26 protein-coding genes and 1 riboswitch are annotated in these 24,110 nt (G+C 45.0%); of the genes, 18 read left to right on the top strand and 8 right to left on the bottom strand.

Annotated elements, in window-relative coordinates:
- The first annotated feature begins 489 nt into the window (after positions 1-489).
- From H7J92_RS02170 to H7J92_RS02155, 4 genes are all read left to right on the top strand, one after another.
- On the top strand, positions 490-1,077 hold the full coding sequence (locus H7J92_RS02170; RefSeq protein WP_009766278.1) for a hypothetical protein: 588 nt from the start codon (positions 490-492) through the stop codon (positions 1,075-1,077).
- Between the two features lie 226 nt (positions 1,078-1,303).
- Positions 1,304-1,795 carry a Cys-tRNA(Pro) deacylase gene (gene ybaK / locus H7J92_RS02165; RefSeq protein WP_078817408.1) on the top strand — a complete coding sequence of 164 codons (492 nt, stop codon included), beginning with the start codon at positions 1,304-1,306 and terminating at the stop codon, positions 1,793-1,795.
- A 72-nt stretch (positions 1,796-1,867) separates the two neighbouring features.
- Complete coding sequence (locus tag H7J92_RS02160; protein ID WP_040758537.1) at positions 1,868-2,515, top strand: YczE/YyaS/YitT family protein; 648 nt, start codon at positions 1,868-1,870, stop codon at positions 2,513-2,515.
- A gap of 59 nt (positions 2,516-2,574) precedes the next feature.
- Positions 2,575-3,669: a hypothetical protein gene (locus tag H7J92_RS02155; protein ID WP_009766275.1), complete on the top strand. Its 1,095-nt coding sequence runs from the start codon at positions 2,575-2,577 to the stop codon at positions 3,667-3,669.
- Between the two features lie 208 nt (positions 3,670-3,877).
- Here H7J92_RS02155 and bshB2 read toward each other — a convergent pair whose 3' ends face one another.
- A complete protein-coding gene (gene bshB2 / locus H7J92_RS02150) occupies positions 3,878-4,552 on the bottom strand; it encodes a bacillithiol biosynthesis deacetylase BshB2 (protein ID WP_078817407.1) in 675 nt (224 codons plus the stop codon).
- 13 nt (positions 4,553-4,565) lie between these two features.
- Complete coding sequence (locus H7J92_RS02145) at positions 4,566-4,916, bottom strand: YojF family protein (protein ID WP_040758534.1); 351 nt, start codon at positions 4,914-4,916, stop codon at positions 4,566-4,568.
- A gap of 978 nt (positions 4,917-5,894) precedes the next feature.
- Between H7J92_RS02145 and H7J92_RS02140 the strand changes: the two genes are divergently transcribed.
- The 5 genes from H7J92_RS02140 to H7J92_RS02125 all read left to right on the top strand — a co-directional run bounded on the left by H7J92_RS02140 (position 5,895) and on the right by H7J92_RS02125 (position 8,252).
- Positions 5,895-6,650 carry a DUF4230 domain-containing protein gene (locus tag H7J92_RS02140; protein ID WP_221835181.1) on the top strand — a complete coding sequence of 252 codons (756 nt, stop codon included), beginning with the start codon at positions 5,895-5,897 and terminating at the stop codon, positions 6,648-6,650.
- Complete coding sequence (locus tag H7J92_RS02135) at positions 6,650-7,348, top strand: uracil-DNA glycosylase (protein WP_078817405.1); 699 nt, start codon at positions 6,650-6,652, stop codon at positions 7,346-7,348. The genes H7J92_RS02140 and H7J92_RS02135 overlap by 1 nt, the downstream gene beginning before the upstream one ends.
- 15 nt (positions 7,349-7,363) lie before the next feature.
- A complete protein-coding gene (locus tag H7J92_RS17585) occupies positions 7,364-7,540 on the top strand; it encodes a uracil-DNA glycosylase (RefSeq protein ID WP_078817404.1) in 177 nt (58 codons plus the stop codon).
- On the top strand, positions 7,537-7,809 hold the full coding sequence (locus tag H7J92_RS02130; RefSeq protein WP_221835180.1) for a YwdI family protein: 273 nt from the start codon (positions 7,537-7,539) through the stop codon (positions 7,807-7,809). Before H7J92_RS17585 ends, H7J92_RS02130 begins: the two co-directional genes overlap by 4 nt.
- Positions 7,810-7,871: 62 nt before the next feature.
- Complete coding sequence (locus H7J92_RS02125; protein WP_221835179.1) at positions 7,872-8,252, top strand: DUF423 domain-containing protein; 381 nt, start codon at positions 7,872-7,874, stop codon at positions 8,250-8,252.
- Between the two features lie 66 nt (positions 8,253-8,318).
- On the opposite strand, the gene gerQ is transcribed toward H7J92_RS02125, so the two are convergent.
- The 3 genes from gerQ to hemQ all read right to left on the bottom strand — a co-directional run bounded on the left by gerQ (position 8,319) and on the right by hemQ (position 10,117).
- Entirely contained in the window at positions 8,319-8,666 is a 348-nt protein-coding gene (gerQ, locus tag H7J92_RS02120) for a spore coat protein GerQ (RefSeq protein ID WP_078817401.1), read from the bottom strand.
- 15 nt (positions 8,667-8,681) lie between these two features.
- Positions 8,682-9,050 carry a cell wall hydrolase gene (locus tag H7J92_RS02115; protein WP_425516837.1) on the bottom strand — a complete coding sequence of 123 codons (369 nt, stop codon included), beginning with the start codon at positions 9,048-9,050 and terminating at the stop codon, positions 8,682-8,684.
- 314 nt (positions 9,051-9,364) lie between these two features.
- Positions 9,365-10,117 (bottom strand): hydrogen peroxide-dependent heme synthase, encoded by a 753-nt coding sequence (gene hemQ, locus H7J92_RS02110; protein ID WP_078817399.1) that lies wholly within the window; start codon positions 10,115-10,117, stop codon positions 9,365-9,367.
- Positions 10,118-10,333: 216 nt separating this feature from the next.
- Here hemQ and pta point away from each other — a divergent pair, with 216 nt between their 5' ends.
- Positions 10,334-11,305, top strand: coding sequence for a phosphate acetyltransferase (gene pta, locus H7J92_RS02105; protein ID WP_221835177.1), 972 nt, complete (start codon positions 10,334-10,336; stop codon positions 11,303-11,305).
- 67 nt (positions 11,306-11,372) lie between these two features.
- Positions 11,373-12,209 (top strand): octanoyl-[GcvH]:protein N-octanoyltransferase, encoded by an 837-nt coding sequence (gene lipL / locus H7J92_RS02100; protein WP_221835176.1) that lies wholly within the window; start codon positions 11,373-11,375, stop codon positions 12,207-12,209.
- Between the two features lie 21 nt (positions 12,210-12,230).
- On the opposite strand, the gene H7J92_RS02095 is transcribed toward lipL, so the two are convergent.
- Positions 12,231-12,869, bottom strand: a complete 639-nt coding sequence (locus tag H7J92_RS02095; RefSeq protein ID WP_221835175.1) for an RsfA family transcriptional regulator — start codon at positions 12,867-12,869, stop codon at positions 12,231-12,233.
- A 1,132-nt stretch (positions 12,870-14,001) separates the two neighbouring features.
- Here H7J92_RS02095 and H7J92_RS02090 point away from each other — a divergent pair.
- Positions 14,002-15,294, top strand: a complete 1,293-nt coding sequence (locus H7J92_RS02090; protein ID WP_221835174.1) for an HD domain-containing protein — start codon at positions 14,002-14,004, stop codon at positions 15,292-15,294.
- A gap of 17 nt (positions 15,295-15,311) precedes the next feature.
- Positions 15,312-15,818, top strand: coding sequence for a YwgA family protein (locus H7J92_RS02085; protein ID WP_221835172.1), 507 nt, complete (start codon positions 15,312-15,314; stop codon positions 15,816-15,818).
- A 51-nt stretch (positions 15,819-15,869) separates the two neighbouring features.
- Here the strand turns inward: H7J92_RS02085 and H7J92_RS02080 are convergent, their stop codons facing one another.
- Entirely contained in the window at positions 15,870-16,058 is a 189-nt protein-coding gene (locus H7J92_RS02080; protein ID WP_221835170.1) for a 2-hydroxymuconate tautomerase, read from the bottom strand.
- 67 nt (positions 16,059-16,125) lie between these two features.
- On the opposite strand from H7J92_RS02080, the gene H7J92_RS02075 reads away from it, so the two are divergent.
- Positions 16,126-16,644: a YwhD family protein gene (locus H7J92_RS02075; protein ID WP_078817392.1), complete on the top strand. Its 519-nt coding sequence runs from the start codon at positions 16,126-16,128 to the stop codon at positions 16,642-16,644.
- A gap of 321 nt (positions 16,645-16,965) precedes the next feature.
- Here H7J92_RS02075 and H7J92_RS02070 read toward each other — a convergent pair whose 3' ends face one another.
- Positions 16,966-19,020 carry a transglycosylase domain-containing protein gene (locus tag H7J92_RS02070; RefSeq protein WP_221835168.1) on the bottom strand — a complete coding sequence of 685 codons (2,055 nt, stop codon included), beginning with the start codon at positions 19,018-19,020 and terminating at the stop codon, positions 16,966-16,968.
- 160 nt (positions 19,021-19,180) lie between these two features.
- Between H7J92_RS02070 and H7J92_RS02065 the strand changes: the two genes are divergently transcribed.
- The 4 genes from H7J92_RS02065 (at position 19,181) to H7J92_RS02050 (ending at position 24,109) form a co-directional block, all read left to right on the top strand.
- Positions 19,181-19,609: a YwiB family protein gene (locus H7J92_RS02065; protein ID WP_221835167.1), complete on the top strand. Its 429-nt coding sequence runs from the start codon at positions 19,181-19,183 to the stop codon at positions 19,607-19,609.
- A complete protein-coding gene (gene argS, locus H7J92_RS02060; RefSeq protein WP_221835165.1) occupies positions 19,606-21,273 on the top strand; it encodes an arginine--tRNA ligase in 1,668 nt (555 codons plus the stop codon). The genes H7J92_RS02065 and argS overlap by 4 nt, the downstream gene beginning before the upstream one ends.
- A gap of 589 nt (positions 21,274-21,862) precedes the next feature.
- Positions 21,863-21,993, top strand: a riboswitch (cobalamin riboswitch).
- Positions 21,994-22,137: 144 nt separating this feature from the next.
- Complete coding sequence (locus H7J92_RS02055; RefSeq protein ID WP_040758522.1) at positions 22,138-23,124, top strand: ABC transporter substrate-binding protein; 987 nt, start codon at positions 22,138-22,140, stop codon at positions 23,122-23,124.
- Positions 23,117-24,109 (top strand): FecCD family ABC transporter permease, encoded by a 993-nt coding sequence (locus tag H7J92_RS02050; RefSeq protein WP_009766252.1) that lies wholly within the window; start codon positions 23,117-23,119, stop codon positions 24,107-24,109. The genes H7J92_RS02055 and H7J92_RS02050 overlap by 8 nt, the downstream gene beginning before the upstream one ends.
- The last annotated feature ends 1 nt before the right edge of the window (position 24,110 follow it).

The following is a 24,110-nucleotide window of genomic DNA, read 5'->3' as shown; positions in this document are numbered from 1 at the left end:
ACCCCAATTGTTAGACACAATCTAACAATTGGAGGTGCAGTTTTTTAATGACTAAATTTACAGCCGATATCAAATTAATGATCATTCAAAGATATGCTTTCAACACTATGCTTTTGATCGTAAAAGCCGTTTTACGTTACGGCTTTTCCTGCGGGATTAGCTCACCGCGAGCTCCGTGGAAAGCGTTCACCTGCAACGGAAATCAACGGATTTAACGTTTTACTTTGATCGTAAGTTATTTATTTCGATATATATAGCAGGTTTGTCTTTCCATTTATAAGGGTATCTACCCGAAATGAAAACTGCAAAGACTAGTAATTTTAACCTGTTCGATGAGAATGATTCAGAATAAAAAAGACTATGTCAAGTCAGTATGAAATAATTGATAATTAAGAATGCGTTCTTTAGGTGGATTGGTTAATTAAATGACTTTGCGTAAAATAGTAAGTAAAAATCCTGAACGAAAATTTTAAAACGGAGGTGAATGCTATGAATGCTGTAATGGGATTTGCAAGCGCTGCCGAACAACTGCAACGATACGATGCAGTCCGCAGAAGGAATGCTGAAAATGCCTATGAACGGCAATCCGAGTTTCGCGAACACACAAATAAAACAAAAGAAGATCTAGAAGCGCTGTTACGCGGAGTACAAGAACCTGTAGAACAAGCGTCGGAAGAAAAATCGAGATTCCAAAAACTTGATGCCGGCCAAGTAAAGAATATTGCCATCCCGCTTGGAAACAATTTAGAAGAAACAATTGACCTATGGCGTGATGTTCGAAGAGAAGCATATTCTGTGCCAGAACCTACGACAGCAGATTACCAACTCGGCAGTAAGGCTTCAGCAAAAATTGCCCAGGCAGAACTGCAACTGGCCTTGCACAACCGTGCTAAAACTATTCGCGACCAAATGTCAGCCTCGAATGCTGTGTTTACGCCTTTAGAAGTCATGACCGACACAGGAGCGGATCACATCCAAAAACGTTACGACAACGCATTCTCCGCCTACAGTCTCCAAAACCAGGCGAAAATCAACCACTACCAAATTGAATCGCCAGCCATGAATATCAGTGTTTGATTGGAAAAACCGGTTGTGTCATTGTTATTGAAAAGCTATGTCTAAACTGGAGCCTATTTTGCTAAAACTTAGTGAAATGGGCTTTTTGGATTTACAGCGTCTCTAGTTGATTGGGGTCGAAGGTGGGCGAATCCAGTGGGCTCATCCCAAGCCTCACAGAAAGCGCCCATCTGGAACAGAAATCAACGGTGTTAAAGCTGATTTATGCGAAAAAGGAGACGAGAACTTGGCAAAGAAAAACAAATCTATCAAAACCAATGCAATCCGCATTATTGAAAGTGAACAGATTCAATATGAAACTCGCAGCTATGAAATAGCAGACGGTCACAACGACGGACTTTCCGTAGCGAGTAAAACCAACGAACCTGCGGAACACGTCTACAAAACACTTGTCGCCATGGCTAGCAAAACAGACTTGCTCGTATTCATCATTCCAGTATCCGACGAACTTGACTTGAAAAAAGCCGCAAAAGCAGCCGGCTTCAAAAAAATAGACATGCTGCCGATGAAAGAGCTAACGAAAGAAACAGGCTACGTAAAAGGGGGCTGCTCACCAGTCGGCATGAAAAAGGAATTCCCGACATTTATTGACCAGCAGGCACAAATCCTTGACTACCTGTATGTCAGCGCCGGTAAAGTCGGCTTGCAGATGAAACTTACTCCGAGTGACTTAGCGCAAGTGACAAGGGCCCAGTTTGTGAATGTGGTCAAAGATTGAAGTAACATTTCGGGGCTTTTCTGTTACAATAGATAGAGAGAGAGTGTAACAACTAAGGAAAGAAGAATGTATATGCGCAATTTATTAGCTTGGAGATGGATTTTCTTCATCGGTGGAATGATGATCATGTCTCTTGGTATATCACTTACAATAAAAGGACAGCGTCTCGGAATCGGTCCTTGGGATGTTTTGCATGTTGGGCTGTTCCAAAATATTGGTTTGACGATCGGTTCTTGGAGTATCATCACAGGATTTATAATTGTTACGGTTACCTCATTGGTTCTTAGACAGTGGCCTAGATGGGGAACTTGGTTAAATATGATGATGATTGGGTTATTTATCGACTTTTTCAATTGGCTATTGCCCGATCTGACGTCACTGACTGCGCAAATCATTAGTTTTGTGCTAGGTGTATTGGTTCTGTCATATGGCGTAGGGATCTATGTCTCTCCAAATCTTGGAGCGGGACCGCGGGACAGTTTAATGTTATTATTCGTCGAGAAATTTGGCTGGAGTCTTCGATTGGTGCGTTCAGGAATCGAAGCGACAGTGACATTGGTTGGCTTTTTACTTGGTGGTCCGGTTGGGGTCGGTACGCTGCTGGTCGTGCTGTTTTGCGGACAGCTCATACAAATCGCCCTGCCACAGTGCCGTGAGATATTATTGAAGATAACAGATCAAGAGGACGAAAAAGTATTATGGCATTACAAAGGAGCATAAGCGGAGACGCTGTGCTTTTTTTTTATGCTTAAACATAGAATGAAAGGACGAAAGAAAGGATGGTTAGCATATACGGGCATATTACAGAATACATGGGAACGGCGTATACAGGAGAAGGCATCGTGCATAAGTACGGGGAGCTTATGGAGGAATCCAGGAAGACCATTTTCCTGAAATGTCTGCCTACCCACTCCTTATCCCAAGCATTGAATGATTTAGCTATCTATTTTGTTAAAAGAGGCCATGCCGTAGATCGTTTCATGAATCCGGGACATGTGGATAAAACGGATGCGATCTTTGTAAAAGAATTAAGTTTATTAATCTTGCAAGCATCTCATCCAATTTCATTTGAACCGGTGGATTTAGGCGGGCGTCATAAAGTATTCTGCTTTTATGATGTCTACCATCAAGAACACCTTTTCCAACAGCACGGTGAAGTGGGCAATTTGCTGAAAGAGGGAAAAAGCAGCTTTGAAAAGTCTTTGGTTGCACTGAGAGAAGCAAAAGCGATCCATGATGAGTGGGAAGTGGCCAATATTCAACGAATGGATTGGGAACGCCTCACAGAAATAACGGAAGAATTGAAGGATGAAATTTTCGGAACGATTGAACTGGCAAAAGAAGCGCATATATCCCATCGTATCGTGGGCTCATTATCCGCTGGCAAGGCGCACGATTTCATACCGTCGATTACGAAGCGAATGCGGCGTCGATTGCTGATCAAAGGTTTACCAGGTACAGGGAAGTCGACGATGATGCGCGCGCTTGGCGAAGAGGCAGAAAAAAGGGGAATAGATGTGCTCTACGGCTGGTGTGGTCTTGATCCGGCGAGTATCGATCTGGTCCTATTCCCTGAGCTGTCCATTTGTCTTTTCGATGCAACAAAACCGCATGCCTATGATGCTGAAAGTCCTCGCGACGAATTAGTGGATATCGTTTCGTTATGCGCGGAGGATGAGAAGATTGAGAAAGAAATTGAAGATATCCGCTATCGTTATCAAGAGAAGATCGCAGATGCTGGAGGCTATATGCAAACAGCCATGAAAGCACAGAACAGCGCCAGAGTACAGATGGACCGTACGTTAAACATTGAAGAGTTTGAGGGGAAATTAAAAAGTCTTTATGCGCTGATTAAAGCGATGGATGGGAATTAACATATTCCATGAAAGTAACGCACCAAATATTTATACCACCGCACCAATCGAGCAGATTAGCGAGCGAAATGAATCTCCGAACGCACCAAAATTGCCCCATGCCGAACCAAAAACGACAGGCACCGAACCAATCCACGATACTACCGCGCCAATGCTACTTCTGTAATCCATCTCATTGCAAAAGAACCGCAGAACTTCTGCGGTTTTTTTAGTCGAATTTATACGTATAAAAGGCTTCGTTGTGAAGCCAATCGAGTGCTTCTTCATCATCTTCAGCCCAACGCTTTTCCATATCGGGAAGCATCCAAATAGTTTGGGAAGCATGCGCTCGCAAAGTAGCGATTTTCTTTTCCCGCATATCAGCAGTATGGTGAATTACGTCTGGTTCACCGATTTTCTCGACCGTATCATTGTCGAACGCCTTGACATATAACGTAGGGCGCTTCGCTTCAGGAATCCGCCTCACAGCATCCACGACAGCCAGACCTGTAGCATTGTGATCCGGATGCACAGCTAATTGAGGGTGGAATGTGATAACGAGAGAAGGGTTTAATTCCTCAATCAAATCGGTCATCATCTTGATCAGTTTTTCAGGATCCTCGAATTCAACCGTTTTGTCACGTAATCCCATCATCCGCAAATCCGTCAGTCCCATAGCCGCACAAGCATCCAATAATTCTTGCTTGCGGACTTGCGGCAGCGTTTCGCGGTTGGCAAATGGAGGGTTCCCTAAATTCCGCCCCATTTCACCAAGTGTCAGACAGGCATATGTAACAGGCACGCCCATCTCAATATATTTTGAAATCGTTCCCGACACGCCAAACGCTTCATCGTCAGGGTGAGGGAAAATGACCAATACATGTCGTTCTTTCTGCAACATCAAAAAATCTCCCTTCTTAATAAGCAAATGGCGTTTCGCTAATCTCAAGCGCAACGGCAAGTTTGCCGTCAGGTCCCAGACCCGCCATCAATAAACGATCATGCTCATCCATCGTATAATGTGTGATACCTTGTGCGTAAATCCAGCCACTCGGCAATTTTAGTCCGATGCGGTGAGGGGAGTCGCCCGCAACTTTTCCAAGTTCGTAGCGAATCACGATATTGCGGATAAAGGCCCCCGCATTAAAAAAACCTTCTTGAAAATGAGAAGCATAAGATCCATTTGTCGTCTCCAAATGAATGTATACGTCCTTATTAGCAAAGGAGTCCAGTAACTCCTGCAAATGATTTACTTCAACAGTTTGCATACCCATCCTCCTATGTAGCGCGGTAATTCACGAACTGCAGACAAATGACTGCACAAATTATGTGCAATGATTTGTCTGCAGTCCATCTAGTATCAGTATATAGAAAGTCTCGTTTGAATGCGATTAGATGGCTCACAAAAAATTTGAGTGCAATTTTCCTAAACTTATTTAAATGAAGCCTATTGCTAAACCTTCCGATTACATGAAATTCCATAGAATTACATTAGCAGCCAATGAAACTTATTACCTTGTGAAACGTACAAATAGTTGTAGATTTATCAGGTATTTTGTCTGCTAGTGAGATGCTCTATCAGGCGTGTTGATTAGCCAATTTATAAGCTATTCACTTCGCATTCAGCCAACTAATTCGTGTGCTGTTTTGGAAAAAAGGAAGAAATAATGAGGAGAAAGGTGTAGTCCTCGGGATTTGCCCTCCAGTCGGGGACGTGTTCTGGAGGGCGCGCGGTGAGTCCGCCGTCGCAAGCTCCCTGGCGGTCTCACCCGTCACGCTGATCCTCCCAGAGTCGCCCCGCCTTCCAGGAAAATCCCCAACTTTTTGTTCTGGAAGGCGATGATTATTGTCTGGGAATTAGAGAGTGAAAAGGAGTTCATTCGTAAAAAAGAAGAATTCCAGCACTTAAAAAGCACCAGTTGTTTTAACGGATTTTAAACGGAAATCAAATTGGCTGATATACGCAATTTAGAGATTGGAGCGGAAGACGGTCGACTCCGAGAGGATCAGCGTGTGTCTTGAGACCCCGCAGGGAGCGCAGCGGACGAGGAGGCTCAAGCCACGCCCTCCGGAAAGCGTACCGTCTGGAGCGCAAATCCCCACGGATACACCACTGCCACGCTCACTAGATGATAACTCGCGAGTTGCATTTCAATGTACAGGCCACAAAAAAATCATGTGAAATATTGGTTAATCAACACGCCTGATGTCCTATCTCACTTTATTATAAAGAAAGGTCGTGAACCATGAGCAAGCATGATTCATCTGGGCGACAGAAAAAAGAAATCGAACTGGCGGAAGCTCAATCAGCCGTCACGGTCGATGAAATAAAGAAGCCTAAACGCAAGCGCAAAACAGGATTCTGGAAACTGGTACTAACTCTATGGTCCTCTTGGAGAAAAACCTACCTCTCCCTCATCCTACTGCTCGTTGCCGCTATCATTATCCTGCCGATCGCCGGCTTCTATCTTATAAAACTTGGCTCCACTTTTACCGAACAAAAAGGCGCTTTCGTCGAACAGGTACAAGAACTGCAAGAACTGACGACAGCCGAAGCTTACACGAAAGTATTGGTAGAACGTACAGACAATGAATTATTCGGCCAAAGCATCGGCGTCAACTTACCGGGCACAAAAAGAAATCTACTGGTCGTCATCCCCGGATCTGTGAAAGCAGGGATTGACCTCAGTGGCATAACTGAAAATAATTTGAAAATAGATGAAAACGAGAAGACAGCTCGTTTAACTGTACCGGCAGCTGAATTTCTTGGAGGAGCAGAAATCTTCTTCGACCAAGTAGAAGTTTATTCGGTAGCAGGATTATTTCGCGGAAAAGCGGATATAGAAGAAGGATACGAACTTGCTAACGAGGCGAAGAACTTGATCCTGGAAGAAGCATCTGAACAAGGCGTCTTACAGACGGCTGAGCGCAATGCTGAGAAAACATTGAAAGATATGTTTTCATTCGCGGGTTATGGGTTGGAGATTGAATTTGAGGAGTGATGCAGATGCAACCTAAATTCCACAATGATTGGGATACGGTGCTGAAGGATGAGTTTAATAAGCCGTATTATCAAACGCTACGGAAATTTTTGCAATCAGAATATGCTACACATGTTATTTATCCGCAAATGCAAGATATGTGGACCGCTTTTGAGTTAACGTCCTATCATGACGTTCGCGTCGTCATATTGGGGCAAGATCCTTATCATGGTCCGAATCAAGCACAAGGGTTGAGTTTCTCTGTCCAGCCTGGCGTTAAGGTTCCACCTAGTCTTCGCAACATTTTCAAGGAGTTGTCAACGGATATCGGCGTTCCTATCCCTGACAGCGGCACGTTGACAGGTTGGGCTAAACAAGGCGTACTTTTGTTAAATACAGCATTGACGGTGCGTGAAGGCGCAGCTGCTTCTCATCGCGGGAAGGGGTGGGAACTGTTTACAGATGAAGTGATCCGTAAATTGTCTCTGCGCAGGGAACCGATTGTCTTCATTTTATGGGGGCGACATGCACAAGAAAAAAAGGCTTTGATTAACCGCAGGCGGCATGCGATCATTGAATCCGTACATCCAAGCCCATTCAGCGCAGCACGCGGATTTTTCGGCAGCCGGCCGTTTTCTCAGGCGAATGACTATTTGCGGAAATGGGGGGACCAACCGATTGATTGGTCCAAAACATCAGCAGAACAGTTAAACAGATAGAAAGGAAGTGGTATAATGGCGGTCAACTGCTTTGAGTGTCAATATTTCTACACGACATGGGACCCAGCGAATCCGCGAGGTTGTAAAGCATATGGATTTAAGACCAAAATGTTGCCATCTATCGTTGTCAAGCGCTCGTCAGGTATGGAGTGCTTGAAGTTTGAACCGAAAAAGGGAGCGAGATTCCGATGATTTCATCTGACCAACTGCTGAAGGAAATGGAGCAGCAAGTCCGTTTGGCTAAACATGCGGCAAATGAACAAACGCGCAGAGAAGCGGTCTATGCTGTGCGGGCATTATGTAATGTACTGCTGAGCGACAATGCATCAGCTATTAACACACCCTCTATTCCTGTAGCATCTTTTGATAGCGCGCCTTCAACAACCAAGATGATTTCCACATTACAAGAACAACCACTGCGTGAAGAAGACGCAAATGGGGAGTCGTTGTTTGATTTTTGAATGAATATGGTAGAATATAGTATAGTACGTTATTGACAAGTTGCGAGAAAGAAGGAATTATCATGCCATTTTTTATTATAGCAGGGGCCATCAATGCCGCCATCGCAGTGGCTTTCGGGGCGTTTGGTGCCCACGCTTTGAAAGATCGTCTATCTGAACATTATTTGGCTGTTTGGGAAACTGCGGTTCAGTATCAAATGTTTCATGCCATCGGATTGCTGGCGGTGGGCATTTTGATGAGCAATACATTGCTTGGACCATCAACCCAATTAACATGGGCTGGTTATTTACTGCTTGCAGGTATTATCATTTTTTCAGGCAGTCTTTACGCGCTTAGCTTATCGGGAGTCGGTATTTTAGGTGCAATCACGCCAATTGGCGGCGTGGCGTTCATAGTTGGCTGGATCATGCTGATTTTAGCTGCAATTAAGTTTGGAAACTGAAGTTTTTCTTCACTATGAAAACAACCGCTCATTGCATATGCAATGAGCGGTTGTTTTCACATGGACTTAAGGTGTTTGATCAAAGTAATTCAATTCCTCATCGAATTCTGCATAATCAAAGTAGATCATTGGGAATAAGTAACGGCGTCCCGTGTTCGTCTCACTGAGGATCACGTGATCTCGTCCGGCCGCCTCGACCAATCCGTTGACGGCTATTGTATTCTCGCCAGCATTTACGGCATTCTCGAATGAAAAATGAAAGACTCCAGGTTTCCCTCTGTTTAACCTCAAAATATTTTCGATGTACGATTCCTCTCTGAATGGAGGCGTGTTTGGTCTGCCGCTTGGGATGGTCACTTGTGGCGGCATCATTTGTTGCTGACCATAGCCGGGATTCCAATAATATTGAACCATTTCAACATCCTTTCTCTAAATGAGTGGGCAGTCTTGTTCCGTCGGGGAGTAGAAACAGTGCGATTTGTAGCGACCGGTATTCCACTGGTTGTACCATTGGGCTGGGCAGTCTCCGGTTGGCATGAAAAACCACAGGGAGCGTTGGGCTGGGTGGAAACGTTCTCCATCGATCGTGCGTTTCGCTAGTTTGCGATCACGTTCCCGCGCACGCTGATAAAAATAACTTTTCGTAGTGGCCTCGAACCCTCCAGGTCGTTGGTATACCATATCATCGAGCGAACGAATGCCTTTAAAATCCAGACAATTGGCACGCACACGATTGACACCAACGTTTCCAACCATGAGCATCCCCAATTCACCTTCGCCTTCCGCTTCCGCACGCATTAAACGAGCGAGCAAATCGATTCCTTTTGCATTTGTCGCGATGACAGCCAAAGCAAAACCCCCTTGCTTGTATCCTATGTACGGAAGAAGCTAGGCATGACAAAAAAATTGGACGGGGATTTCTAGTGTATTGGGTAATGCTCGATTCCAGTCGACAGAAAGGGGTTAGTCATCAGACGCGAGAGGGACAAACAGCTTTATGAGCGGCTTGGTGCGGCTTTATGATCGTGGACAGACAAGTGAGGTAATAAAAGAACAAAAGCTGCCCAGGGCATCATTTTGCAATGATGTTCCGGACAGCCCTGAATGCTCTCTTATTTCACTTCAAAAAATGCAGCTCGTTTGTCATCTTCTAGAATCGTACCGATAAAGAATGAACCAAACACTCCGTAACGCGCGCTCACTTCGTCAAAACGCATTTCATAGACTAGTTTCTTGAATTGCAGCACGTCATCGGAGAATAGTGTGACGCCCCATTCGTAATCGTCAAAACCGACAGAACCGGAAATGATTTGCTTCACTTTTCCAGCGTAGCCGCGACCGATCATGCCATGGCTGCGCATTAAGCTTTTGCGATCATCCATATTGAGCATGTACCAGTTATCGTCGCCTTCGCGTTTCTTATCCATCGGGTAGAAACATACATATTGACTGCGTGGCAGTTCAGGATACAAACGGCCGCGCACATATGGATTTTGATACGGGTCTTCATCTGATTCGCCAGCTAGGTAATTTGATAACTCTACAACTGATACGTAAGAGTAAGCCGGGATTGTGTAATCTGCAATCGTTAGTTTATTGAATTCTGCTTCAAGCTGCTGTAATTCATCCATTGTCGGACGTAATGTCATGAGCATGAAATCGGCTTTTTGCCCAACGACTGTATAAAACGCGTGACTGCCTGTTTTCGCTTCATCTGCCTGTTGCAGACGCTCCAAATAGGCTAAGAATTCATTGACTGCTGCTTGACGTTCTTCTTTTGAAATTAACTTCCAAGAAGCCCAGTCCATTGTTCGAAAATCATGTAGTACATACCAACCGTCTAATGTAATTGCTGCTTCATTCACTTGAATTCAGTCTCCTTTAACTACAAAATGTTTTCTCATTCAAGTGTAGCATAAACAGACTTTAGACAGTAAGAATTAAGATGGTGGTAACTCCGAAGGTATGACAAAATTGTGCCTGCACACAAAAATGTCTGAAATTTTCGTAAGTAGTAGTGAATTCTACAATTAATTCAGGTATGATGAATAGGAAAATATAACAGAAAGTGGGGCTTACACATGGCAGATCTTTTTAATGGAATTCGAGAGCGATTGGAAGGAAAGGGAAAGACAATTGTATTGCCGGAAGGGGAAGACGTTAGGATACTTGAAGCAGCTGTACATCTTCAACAAGAAGGTATCGTGAAACCGTTATTACTGGGCGATGAAGAGGCGGTCGGGAAAGCAGCGGAAGAAGGCGGTTTCGACATTAGCGAAATAGAGCAAATCAATCCTGCAAGCGCTTCCTATTTTGATGAGCTGGTCGAAAAGTTCATGGAGCGCCGCGGCGGGAAAGCAACGCTTGAGCAAGCACGTGAGCAAGTGAAGGATGTAAACTATTTTGGAACTATGTTAATCTATACAGGACGTGTAGACGGCTTAGTGAGTGGTGCAGCCCATTCGACAGCGGATACGGTACGCCCGGCTTTGCAAATCATTAAAACGAAACCTGGTATAACGAAGACAAGCGGCGCGTTCATTATGATGAAGGAAGAACAGCGTTTAATTTTCGCAGATTGTGCAATCACAGTGAATCCTTCAGCGAATGAATTGGCTGAAATTGCAGTGGAAAGTACAAAAACCGCAAAAGCATTCGGTATCGATCCACGAGTTGCGATGCTATCCTTCTCGACAAAAGGTTCTGCCGTGACGGAAGAAACTGAAAAAGTGGTTGAAGCGGCGAAGATTGCACAAGAAATGGCACCTGAATTGCTGATTGACGGTGAATTCCAATTTGACGCGGCTTATGTTCCAAGTGTGGCGGCGAAGAAAGCACCGGAATCCGTTATTAAAGGCGATGCGAATGTCTTTATCTTCCCGACATTGGATGCGGGAAATATCGGATATAAGTTGACGGAACGTTTAGGTGGATATGAAGCGATCGGACCGATATTGCAAGGCTTGAATGGGCCTGTAAATGATCTGTCACGCGGCTGTTCTGCGGAAGATGTTTACAAATTATCACTTATTACAGCAGCGCAAAGCTTATAAACCGCAAAAGCCAAGATTGTGAAACGTCTACATACATATTAGATGAACAACAGTGGGAGAACTGGACATGTCACAATATAAAAATTTATTGAATCAATCTGCTTGGCGTTTCATTGACGAATCCATCACGGCGCGCAGTAGATCTGCGCTGGAATCTTTTGCGATGGATGATGCATTGTGCCAATTGGTAGGCCAGCAGAAAAGTGTGCCAGTCGTTCGGACATGGGTGCATGATCGAACGATTGTGTTAGGCATACAAGATCATCGCATGCCTTTTATTCAGCAAGCAATTGAAGGAATTGAACAGAATGGGTACCAAGCGATCGTACGTAATTCTGGCGGTCTGGCAGTGGTACTCGACGAAGGTGTACTGAATGTTTCATTGATTTTTTCTGAGGAAAAGTCCGCAATCGATATTCCGGTAGGCTATGAGGCAATGCTTGCTTTTGTAAAACTACTGTTCCCTGAATTAGGCGAGCAGATTAAAGCCTATGAAATTGTCGGTTCCTATTGTCCTGGCTCTTATGACTTGAGTGTCGATGGTAAGAAGTTCGCCGGTATCTCGCAGCGGCGTTTGCGCTCAGGTGTGGCTGTGCAAGTGTACCTGTGCATAGAAGGAAGCGGAGCAGAACGGGCGAAGGTGATCCGGGAACTCTATGAAACCGGATTGCAAGGGCAGCCGACAAAATTCAGTTATCCTGATATCCAGCCGGATGTGATGGCGTCTCTATCGGAAATTCTCGGTACTCAGTTGACGATTAATGAAGTAGTCATTCGTCTGCAATTGTTGTTGAGATCCTTGACCGATGATGTACAGCATGGCGGATTAACGGATGAAGAACTCGATTTGTACGGTTTTTATTTGCAGCGCGTTTGGGATCGGAATAAAAAAATGTTGTCTTGAAACAGAAAAAAGAGCTACCAATCAATGACTGATTGGTGGCTCTTTTGATGACACTAGATTGCCATTAGGCTCCATCGTGAAGATTGGCGCCACATGCTCGTTTTCTTCGTTGAGCGCAATGAGTCTGCGCGCACGATTCATGATTTGGACGAATTGTTCGTAATCGTCTTTTAATGTACGATTCTCTTTTTTCAATCCTTCCAATTCTGCTTCCATTGCTTTCAGCTGTTCTGTCGCAGTTTTTGCCGTCTGTTTCCAGCGGAGTGCGTCTGTGTCGGCACCGCCATTATGATGCATGCGAATCAAATACGCGATTACAGTATCAAGCGATAAAGCGGAAAGCGGAACTTGAATTTTTTCTTGGCCTTCTGCTCCTGCTTCTGAGCTGTACATTTGCTGGTTGCGTCTTTTAAAATCTGTACCTAGCACACGCAGCGTCTGTTTTCTCTCTTTCTTCGCTTCTGCCAACTCACCCTCGTATTCTCTTCGTACGACTGCATTCCATCTAAAGCCACATGCTGCCGCCGTCCTGTTTAGTGCGTCCCCAACTTCCTCGAACGCGCTCAATTGCGTACTTCCTTCTCTTACATGTCTAAGCACCGTCTCTGCCAACAGCTCGTCGTCTTGCTCTAACCATGCGTCTTGTCTAACTTTCACCATCTCCATGCCTCCTGTCTTGTACTCTCTTTCTACTGCCATTATGGACAGTCAACGAAACATTTATTCAGAGACTTACAAAATTCTATGAAATTTGTATTGTGCAAAAGTGGAAAGCGCCGTTTAGCTGCGACAGGCGTTGGAAGACTTACCGACAAAGGTGCGCTTTTTGCACCTTTTCGGAAAGTCTGAAACGACCCGAGCGGCTGGCGCTTGGAATTGGATGAGGCAAAAGTGGAAAGCGCCGTTTTGAGAGGGGTTTGGGTCGTTGCTCAACTTGTTTTGGACCTCGTATATAGAAAGGGTTGCACATTGTCACCGCTGCGCCGCTGGGGGATTGCCTCCCGCCAAGAGCCAACTAGCAAAGGGCGCTAGTTGTCTCCTGGCTACGGCCGACCCCGCAGTTGCGGCTCCGCTAGTATGGCTGAGATAAATGAGTGTGGTGTTTAAAAAGGAGAAATGGTTTTTGTAAGCGCCGAAGTGAGTTTAGCAACATCATTTAGTTATAGTCTGTTCCGTCGCTCGAATTTTTAATATATCCAAAACAGATAAAGGGTTGTGCATTGTCACCGCTGCGCCGCTGGGGGATTGCCTCCCACCAGGAGCCAACTAGCAAAGGGCGCTAGTTGTCTCCTGGCTACGGCCGACCCCGCAGTTGCGGCTTCGCTAGTGTGACTGAGATAAATGAGTAAGGTGTTCAAATAAAATTAGACACTCACTTATGGGAAGGGGAACAGCTTGAGCAAGTAAGGTTTTATTACTTCCGTCCGTTAAATGCAGGCGCCTTACAAGCGGTAGGCGGAGCGATAAGACAGACAGGTGACCTTCCTGACTGGCTTATTGCGGGAGCCATCCGCCAGCGCCGAAGTGTGTTCAGTGACGTTACATTATTTTTGTATTAGTATCTGGCAAGTCTCACAAAATGTTTTTGCTAGAAGGTATATCATTAGCTTGCACTCACCATCCGCCAGCACCGCAGTGTATTCAGTAACGTCACTCCTGCCAGCCACACACCAATCTTTTACATGTCGTAGGAACACAACGCACAGAAATTGATCTGAAATCCGTCATAGAGTCTATGTCACCTTCCGTCGATTTTTGCTATACTGGAAAGAATGAAGGATGAGGTGACGACATGGCGTACGAAAATGAAAAACTGCCGGAAGAGAAAGTCTTCAAAGACCCGGTGCATCGCTACATACACGTTCGTGACCGCGTAATCTGGGACGTCATCAACACGCGTGAATTCCAACGGCTGCGCAGAATCCGCCAACTCGGCACGACTTATTTGGTGTTCCATGGCGCAGAACACAGCCGCTTCCAACACTCGCTGGGGGTCTATGAAATCGTTCGCCGCATCATCGACGACGGCTTCAGCGGACGCGCCGAATGGAATGAAGAACAACGACTTGTCACCCTATGTGCGGCCCTTTTGCATGATTTAGGACACGGTCCGTTTTCTCATGCATTCGAAAAAGTGTTCAATTTGGACCACGAACACTTCACACAGGAAATTTTATTGGGTCAGACAGAGGTACACGAAGTGCTGAGCCGGGTATCACCTGACTTTCCGCAAAGAGTAGCGGACGTCATCAACAAAACCTATCCCGATAAACTAGTCGTCAGCTTGATATCCAGTCAGATCGACGCGGATCGGATGGACTATCTGCAACGCGACGCTTATTATACAGGCGTTTCCTACGGTCATTTCGACATGGAGCGTATTTTACGTGTCATGAGGCCGACAGAGGAACAGGTCGTTATTAAAGAGAGTGGTATGCATGCGGTGGAGGATTACATCATGAGCCGCTATCAAATGTACTGGCAAGTGTATTTCCATCCGGTTTCCCGCAGTGCCGAAGTCATTTTGATGAAAATTTTGCATCGTGCGAGATATTTGCACGAAACAGGGTATGCATTTACTCAAGAGCCCACACATTTCATTTCGTTCTTCGAGAAGGAATTTAAGTTGAAACAATACATAGCACTCGACGAAAGTGTGTTATTGACGTATTTCCAGCTATGGATGGAAGAGGAAGATCCGATACTCTCGGACTTGTGTGATCGCTTTGTCAATCGGCGCCTGTTTCAGTATGCTGAATTTGATCCGGCTTCCCAATATATGAAAATTGGCGAGCTCATGAAATTATTCCAAGAAGCTGGACTGGATCCGGAGTATTATTTAGTGACAGATTCTTCATCCGATTTACCATATGATTTTTACCGGCCCGGCGAAGAGAATGAGCGCGTGCCGATTTATTTGCAAATGAAAAATGGAGATTTGCGGGAACTGTCACGGATGTCCGATGTCGTCGATGCGATTTCAGGTAAACGAAGGACAGACCATAAGATTTACTATCCCGAAGACATTTTGATGGATGGGTCGAATTTATTGCATGAGAAGATTTTGGAAGTGTTACGAGGTTAAGAGAGGGGTTGCGCGAGTTGCTGCAAGAGCATGCAAAAATCGTTCAGTTTGTGTCGTTGGCGAATGAAGTGAATGGCCGCAAGAAAATGCAGAAGATGATTTATATCCTGAAGAAGATGGATTTCCCATTTGCGGAAAAGTACGAGCTCCATATGTACGGTCCGTATTCGGAGGAGTTGACGCTGCGTGTAGAGGAATTATGTGAAATGGGTTTCCTGGCAGAGCGTTTTGAAGATAAGGGATCGTACAAGCAATATTGCTATCAAGTGACGGATGAAGGATCAAAGTTTCTTGGCACGGCAGAGGAACCGAGAATGCAGTTGCCTGACTGTATCGAACGATTGAATGGCAAGTCATCCCGTTTTCTCGAATTGGTTTCGACGCTGTTGTTTTTCGATCAGTTGGACAAAGACGAGCAAATTGCTAAAGTACGTATCGTGAAAAACAAATTGAATTTTACAGATCAAGAAATGGATCAAGCTTTCGCGTTTATTGAAGAATTGCAAGCTTGTTCTGCGAGCTGAATCGGCAAAGAAAAAAGGATTCTCGCGATGAGAATCCTTTTAACTTTTCATTTATTGTTGGTCGATTGCTCTGACGCCGCCCTTGGACATATGGTTCTTCGGCATTTCTTCGATGTAGACAACGACATTTTCGGAAGGTGCACCGGTTGTTTCGACAACAGCTTCGGTGACTTTTTCACAAAGTGCACGTTTTTGTTCATCTGTGCGACCTTCGAACATTTTTACTGTTACGAATGGCATTTTGCTTCCTCCTTAGCAGAAAATTCAGGTATAGTACATATAATAACAGAGATGGAGGGAGATTTATATGGCGAGTGAGCAAAACTCCAAGCCGAAGTTAGGCTTTACGATTATTAAAAATGACCCGACAGATGGCCATAAAGGATTTGGCATCGGATCTTTGTCATTAGAAAATATTTCACCAGTGATTATTGATGTGGAAGCAGGCACAGCGCAAGTAGAAATGGGGGCAATGCATGCCCGCAGTGATACAGAACGAGGAATCAAATTTACGATCAATCGCGAGGATTCAGAAGGCGGAAAACCGTATTGGCTCGTTTGGGTAACAATTGATTACCGCGAGGAAGGGCCTTATTACGCTGGTGTCACAGCTTGTGAAATGGTCGTCAATCGCGAAAAGAGACGTGGCTATAAAGTTCTGGCCGATCATGTGAATCGTATGGATAAATCAATGAAACGACATATAATGGTGGATGATATGGATGACCGTTCTAAGAAGATTTTAGCGGACTTCTTGCAAACGCATAATATGGAACTATGGGAACGCAGCACACCGGAACTGCATGAAGGTCTGCGCACGGAGTAAATCGTTGACCAAGGGAATAGTACCGGCAGATGTCCAGTCAAATACGTCAAAGATGTGACAATTTGTTTTGGACTCTCTTTGAGGTTGAATGTCTGCTGGAAAGGAAGTAAACTGAACATACAGCTTTGCTGCTGTAAACTAGGACAACTATTGCAGATTCATATTGTGTAAGGAAGCCACAAAACCCAAGCGGGCGAATTTATGCAATTGGTTTGCTATAGTCAAAAAAGCCTCACTCTACGCGGATTCGGAGAGCGAGGCTTTTTTCTTTTTAAAAATATAGCTGATTGAAAGAATACGTCGCAGACAGAATCTATACATTTACTCGAAAAATGAAAATGGGAAAAGCTCCATCTTTGAATTTTCCTGTTCTCCGGAATTTTGCTCGCGCAACGAACGATCGGTGCATAGTTTTTTCGGTACATCCTTATCACGGACGTACATAAGTCGCTGCTTTGTGCATTCATTGACTGCTATGCCGCCCGTTTCGATATCCACGATCACTCCTTGGACTCCGGATGGAGGCAGAAACGGTTCGGGTGTGCTGCCTTCGTGTACTTTCTCCATAAAATCAATCCAAATCTTTTTCGAAGCGGCTTTGTCGTTCAAGTCTTCGAGTTGTTTTCCCCGGTCGAATCCTGTCCAAATTCCCGCCGTCAATGAAGGGGAGAAGCCGATCAAGTATTGGTCGGAAATCGTCGTGCCGGATTTAGCTGCATAAGGCCGTGATTGCTTCGGGCGCATGGACAAACCTGTAGCGGATAAATAGTCGCTGAATACCGGATCAAACATCCCCGTCATCAAATGCGTCAGCACGAAGGCATCTTGTTTCGATAGGATCTGTTTAGGATTCTTTTGCTCATATTCATAAACCACTTTCCCGGTTGAATCTGTAATCGACAACACCATTTGCGGTTTGACTTGAACACCTTCTGATGCAATCCGATTATAGGCAGTCGTCATTTCCAACAGTGTCACGTCAGACGTTCCGAGTGCAACTGCAGGGGATTCCTGGAACGATACGTCGATGCCGAGACGCTGTGCCATTTTGGTGTACTGTTTATAGCCAATTTCCTCCAACGTTTTTACGGCATAAATATTATCCGAAATCGCTATAGCCTGTGCCAATGAAATAGGCTTACCTGCGAATTTCCCGTTAATATTGCTCGGTTCATACGTTGAGCGACCGTCATCATACGTGAAGATGGTCTTCTCCGCAGTCATAAACGTCAGCGGGTTGAATCCTTTTTCCAGCGCGGCGGCATACAAGATCGGCTTCATCGCGGAACCAGGCTGTCGTTTCGCTTGTGTGACCCGGTTAAATGAGCTTTCCGCAAAATCCACACCGCCGACCATCGAGGTGATATAACCGGTGTCTGCCTCCATGGATACGAAACCGACTTGCAATTCGTTCTCTGGCATCCATTCTTTGATGACATTTTCTGCGGTTTGCTGATGTTGCTGGTCCAGCGTCGTGCGGATCGTCCAACCTCCTTCAGCAGGCACACGCCCTTTTTCCGCCAATATTTCCTCTGCTTGCTGCCAGGCCGCATCTAAAAAATACGGTGCGACTTGTTTCGTTTCTTTCCAGCTTTCCGTTTTCAACACGATGGCCCCTGTAGAAGCACGTTCTTTTTGAGAAGATGTGATGTATCCGTACTTTTCCATTTGATTTAACACAAGAAGCTGGCGGTCGCGTGATCTTTCCGGATTATCAAGCGGCGAATAAATCGATGGTCCTTTGGCGATTGCTGCGATCGTCGCAGCTTCTTCCAACGTTAGCTCATTAGCCGATTTCGAAAAATAGAAACGGCTTGCTGCTTCCACACCATACATACCGTGACCGAAATAAACTGTATTCAGATACCCTTCTAAAATCGTATCTTTATCGTAAAATACTTCCAACCGATAGGCAAAGAGTGCTTCCCGAATTTTTCGTGTCCAGGACTTCTCATGAGTTAAATATAAATTCCTCGCATATTGCTGAGTAATCGAACTGGCACCCTGCGCTTTACTCATCGTTTTGACATCTTTCAAAACAGCTCCTGCAATTCGAGAGTAATCAAAACCATTATGCTCATAAAATTGCCGATCTTCCGTCGCGATGAAGGCGTCTGCTAAAAAAGGGGAAACATCGTCTAATTTTATCCAGTAACGGCGCTGCTGTGAAAAGTGATCTCCGATCTGATGACCATTTTGATCTAAAAATAGCGAAGCCTTCGGAACGCTCAGTGACGGAGCCCCAAGTATTTGAGCGTAGAGTCTCAACGCGATCATCACTGTGACCGCAGCCGTAATCAATGTTATGGAAATCGAAAAAATACGCTTTCTATACTTTTTCCGATTCGTCGTTTTTTTATAGTCGGTACGTTTCATTGAACATCCCATCCCGTTCCATTCAGTATCTTTTGCTAGTATGGGAAGGATTGGTTTGGATTAAACGGCGCCTGCAAAAAAGTTTGGATTCGGTAACATTGAAAGTGGCAGTGAAAGAAGTGTATAATGAGTAAATCTATCTACATAAGGCGGTGAACGAATGGAAGCGCCAAAACAGCAAAAAGCGGTGCTTGTCCAGCTCCGTTCTAAAATTCAGCATCCGGGACAGCCGGCGGAAACACATGAAATGCAGGCGACAGGACAAATCATTGAAAAAAAAGGACAGGCCTATCTATTGTTTGAAGAACAGACAGAAGGTATGCCGTCTGTCCGTACGACAGTGAAGCTTCATGCGGAAGACGCGTTTATCATGCGAAAAGGCGGCGTTCAGATGAGATTGCCGTTCCGAACGGATGATGCGAGGTTTGGTACATATGGAAACGGCCCAGCCATCATGGATTTGTTGGTCGAAACGAAAAAACTTCAGTGGACACCAGGGATTTTTTCAGTGGCCTATGATTTGCATGCAGAAGGAAATTTATTAGGGAAATATCAATTGACAATAACCTATTCGGAGGTAACGAAATGAACGCAGTGGAACAAATACAGCACGAAATTAAAGAGGCATTGCAGCAGGCGGTTGAGAAGACAGGTCTCGTTGAACAGTCAGAGATGCCAGAAATTAAACTGGAGTCACCGAAAAATAAGGAGAATGGGGATTACGCAGCGAATATCGCGATGCAGCTGACGAAACTTGCAAAGAAACCGCCGCGCGCAATTGCAGAGGCGATTTTAGAGCATCTGGACACGTCCGCCACTGCGATCCAAACGATCGAAATTGCAGGCCCTGGTTTCCTTAACATCCGTCTAAAAGCTGACAGTCTCGCAGATGTTGTCAAATCGGTGCTTGATCAAGGTGAAGCATATGGTCATTCCGAAAGCGGTAAGCAGCAGAAAGTCCAAGTGGAATTCGTCTCTGCGAACCCGACAGGTGATTTGCACCTTGGACATGCACGTGGAGCTTCATTAGGCGATTCACTTTGTAATATTCTTGACGCAGCGGGTTATGATGTTTCGCGTGAATATTATATTAATGATGCAGGAAATCAAATCAATAACCTGGCATTGTCTATTGATGTCCGTTACTTCGAAGCGGTCGGTTTGGATAAAGAGATGCCAGAAGATGGCTACCGCGGATCTGATATTATTGAGATTGCAAAGGGGCTGGCGGAGGAACATGGCGACCGTTATGTACAAATGCCGGAAGAAGAACGCCTGGCATTTTTCCGTGAGCACGGTCTTCAAATTGAATTGGATAAATTAAAGAAGGACTTGGCTGATTTCCGAGTTCATTTCGACAACTGGTTCTCTGAAACATCGTTGTACAACAACGGTAAAATTGAAGTAGCGCTGAATAAGCTGCGTGAAAATGGCCATGTCTATGAAGAAGACGGAGCAACTTGGTTCCGTTCCACGACATTTGGTGATGACAAAGACCGCGTGCTGATAAAACAGGACGGTTCATTCACATATTTGACGCCGGACATCGCGTACCACGAAGATAAACTGCGTCGCGGATTCGATAAGCTCATCAATATTTGGGGAGCGGACCACCACGGCTATATCCCGCGTATGAAAGCAGCAATCCAAGCTTTGGGTTACGATCGCGACACGCTAGAAGTGGAAGTAGCGCAAATGGTTCAGCTATACAAAGACGGTGAAAAGTTCAAGATGAGCAAGAGGACAGGGAAAGCCGTCACGCTGCGTGAACTAGTCGAAGAAGTAGGACTTGATGCCGTACGTTATTTCTTCGCTATGCGTTCAGGAGATGCCCAAATGGACTTCGACCTTGACCTGGCAGTTTCCAAATCCAATGAAAACCCTGTTTACTATGCACAATACGCGCATGCCCGGATCTGTTCGATTTTGCGTCAAGCAAAAGAGCAAAACTTACAAGCTTCAACAGACAACGTCACTCAATTGCAAGACGAAAAAGAACTAGAACTGTTGAAAAAAATCGGCGACTTCCCGAAACTCGTCAGCGACGCCGCACGCCTGCGCGCACCGCACCGAATAACGACGTATATCCAAGAACTCGCTGCTGCATTCCATAGCTTCTACAACGCCAATAAAGTGCTTGACCCTGAAAACAAAGAACTATCCGAAGCGCGACTCGCCTTGGTGACTGCAACAAGCATTACGATTGCCAATGCATTGAAACTAGTCGGCGTAGAAGCACCTGAACGGATGTAATTCCGGATTCAAATTAAACAAGCCAAGCAAGAGTTATCGACAACTCTTGCTTGTTTTTTATTTCCGCTCTGATGCTGATTCGTTTTCTAGGAACTCTCTTTCATTCAATGAGAGTACCGAGGAAGTCCGTTTTACTTTTTAGACATTTGTCGTAGTGTAGGAAATGTCCGGTTTGCACCAGGTTTGGCACGGTTAATGTGAGGGGTGGCTCGGTTCGCATACACTTTGGTTCGGTCCTCTGTCTTTCTAGTTTGATTATGAGGTAAAGAGGTTAATGAAAGTGGCTTAGAATAGATACCTTCTAGAGGCGAATGTATAGCGTTAGGAATTCTTTTTATAAGTTAGTTCAATGGGCGATACTTATTCACTCGTTACATACAATGGTTTCACTTTATATCGCCTCTATTTATTTAGGGATTGGAGCATAAGACGGCTTTTGCGAGTAAAAGCGAAGCGTTAGGAACACATCTTTGCCTTAAATCCCTGGACATAACACCCAGGCCCACCCTTCCTAAGCAGTGAAAATAAGCTTAGCGCGCAGTCCAGCTGTACAACAGTCCGTTTTATAGTATAATAGAGCACGATTACAAATTACATAATTCCAAAAGGTTCTCTAAGTCAAATAGAGATGAAAAGGGAAATCGGTAAAAGCCGATGCGGTCCCGCCACTGTACGTGCTCCATGCACAAGCCAGGTACCTGCCTTTTAGGAAATGAAGTTCCGCAGCAGCCTACGAGGATAGGCACAGTGGTGGTAATCTGACATAGATTTCATCCTGTCCAATCCTTCGAAATGACCGAAGGATTTTTTTTATGTCTGCGGCAGACTACGTAATAAGTAATGAACGCAAAGGGAGGAAATCACATGAAGAAGTTTTGGCAGCTGTTGCTGACAGCGATGCTAGCAGTCCTAGTGCTTGCAGCATGCGGTAACGACAGCAAGAAAGAAGAAACACCAGTCGATTCTGATCAACCAGCAGAAACGGAACAGGAAGAACAAGCAGGAGGAAATTCTTCCAGCTATCCATATACAATCAATGATGCAGTCGGAGAAGATATCACATTTGAAAAAGCTCCGGAAACTGTCATCTCGTTAATTCCAAGCAATACAGAAATTTTATTTGGCATCGATGCAGGTGATAAAGTGATCGCTGTCACGGAAAACGATGATTTTCCAGAAGAAGTGAAAGATCTCGATAAAGTCGGAGATTATAACGTCAACGTGGAAAAAGTTATTTCATTGAAACCAGATGTCGTTTTCGCGCATGATATGATGCTAGGCTCTGGTGAAGAAGGCTTGAACCAAATTCGCGACGCGGGCATCCAGGTAGTCGTTATACCGACTGCAGAAACATTCGAAGAAACATATGAAACGATTAAAATCTTCGGCGAAATCATGGATAAAAATGAGGAAGCTAATAAGATCGTAGAAGATATGAAAGCAAAGGTTGAAGATATCAAAGCGAAAGCAGCGGATATCACAGACAAGAAAACGGTGTTAGTGGAAAACTCAGATGCACCAGAAATTTATGCGCCTGGTAAAAACACATTCCCGCAGCAGTTCTTGGACATAATCAATGCAGAAAACATCATCACAGAAGAAGGATGGGTGATGATCAGTCCTGAAACGATCGTCGATGAAAGTCCGGACGTCATTCTTGTGTCCTACAGCTATGTGCCGGATGTTGTTGAAAACATTAAGAAGCGTGACGGTTTCGATACGGTCACTGCAGTGAAAGAAGATCAAGTCATTCAAGTGGATGAAAATATCACAAGCCGGACAGGTCCGCGTTTAGCGGACGGATTGGAAGCTTATGCAAAAGCGATCTATCCAGAGGTGTTTGGTGAGTAAAACGGCTATCGCCTATACTGTGTCAATTGCCACGCTACTTGTGGCAATTTGGCTCGGTGTATCGATCGGCACAGTGAAGATACCGATTGAGACGCTATGGAACGATGCAGATGCAACTGCGAGCAATATTCTTTGGAAAATCCGCATGCCGCGTGTGCTGCTGGCTGGAATTGTCGGCGCATCTCTTGCAATTTCAGGCGCTGCTTTCCAAGGGTTGTTGAAAAATCCATTAGCAGATCCATACACCCTCGGAGTGTCATCCGGTGCCTCTGTAGGCGCTGTGATTACACTCTTTTTTGGTATCTCCCTGCCGTTCTTAGGCGCCTTTACCTTACCCGTCTTCAGTATGGTCGGGGCAGCTGCGACGATGTTCTTGGTCATCGGCTTTGCCCGTCTGGTCGATCGGTCAATGAAAATGGAAACGATCATTTTAACAGGTATTATTTTTGGTTCATTTTTAGGTTCTGTTTTATCCTTGATGATTGCGTTAACACAAGAAGAGCTGCGCCAAATCATTGGCTGGCTGCTCGGTAGTGTCTCCATGCGCGGTTGGAAATATATCACGATGGTGTTACCGTTTTTCATCATTGGTTCATTCATTCTTTGGCTTAATCGCAGAGAACTGAACGCCATGCTATTTGGTGAAGAGCGTGCACATCATTTAGGAGTCAATGTGAAACGCCGTAAAATGATGATTTTGATCGGCGGCTCTGTACTGACAGGCTCTGCGGTTGCAGTTTCCGGGACCATCGGCTTTGTCGGCTTGGTTGTTCCGCATATGACGCGCTTGATGTGGGGGTCGGATCATCGGCATGTCTTGCCGTTGTCCTTATTTAACGGAGCTTCCTTATTGATTATTTGTGATTTAGTGGCGCGGACGATTATTTCGCCGGCTGAACTGCCTGTTGGTGTCATTACGGCATTTATCGGGGCTCCAGTCTTTGCCTACATCTTTTACAAGCAACGCAGAAAAGGAGCGATGTGAC

The organism is Sporosarcina aquimarina (assembly GCF_019748715.1).
Taxonomy (GTDB): domain Bacteria; phylum Bacillota; class Bacilli; order Bacillales_A; family Planococcaceae; genus Sporosarcina; species Sporosarcina newyorkensis.
The sequence above is the reverse complement of the archived record's forward strand: the minus strand, read 5'-3'. Positions and strand labels throughout refer to the sequence as shown.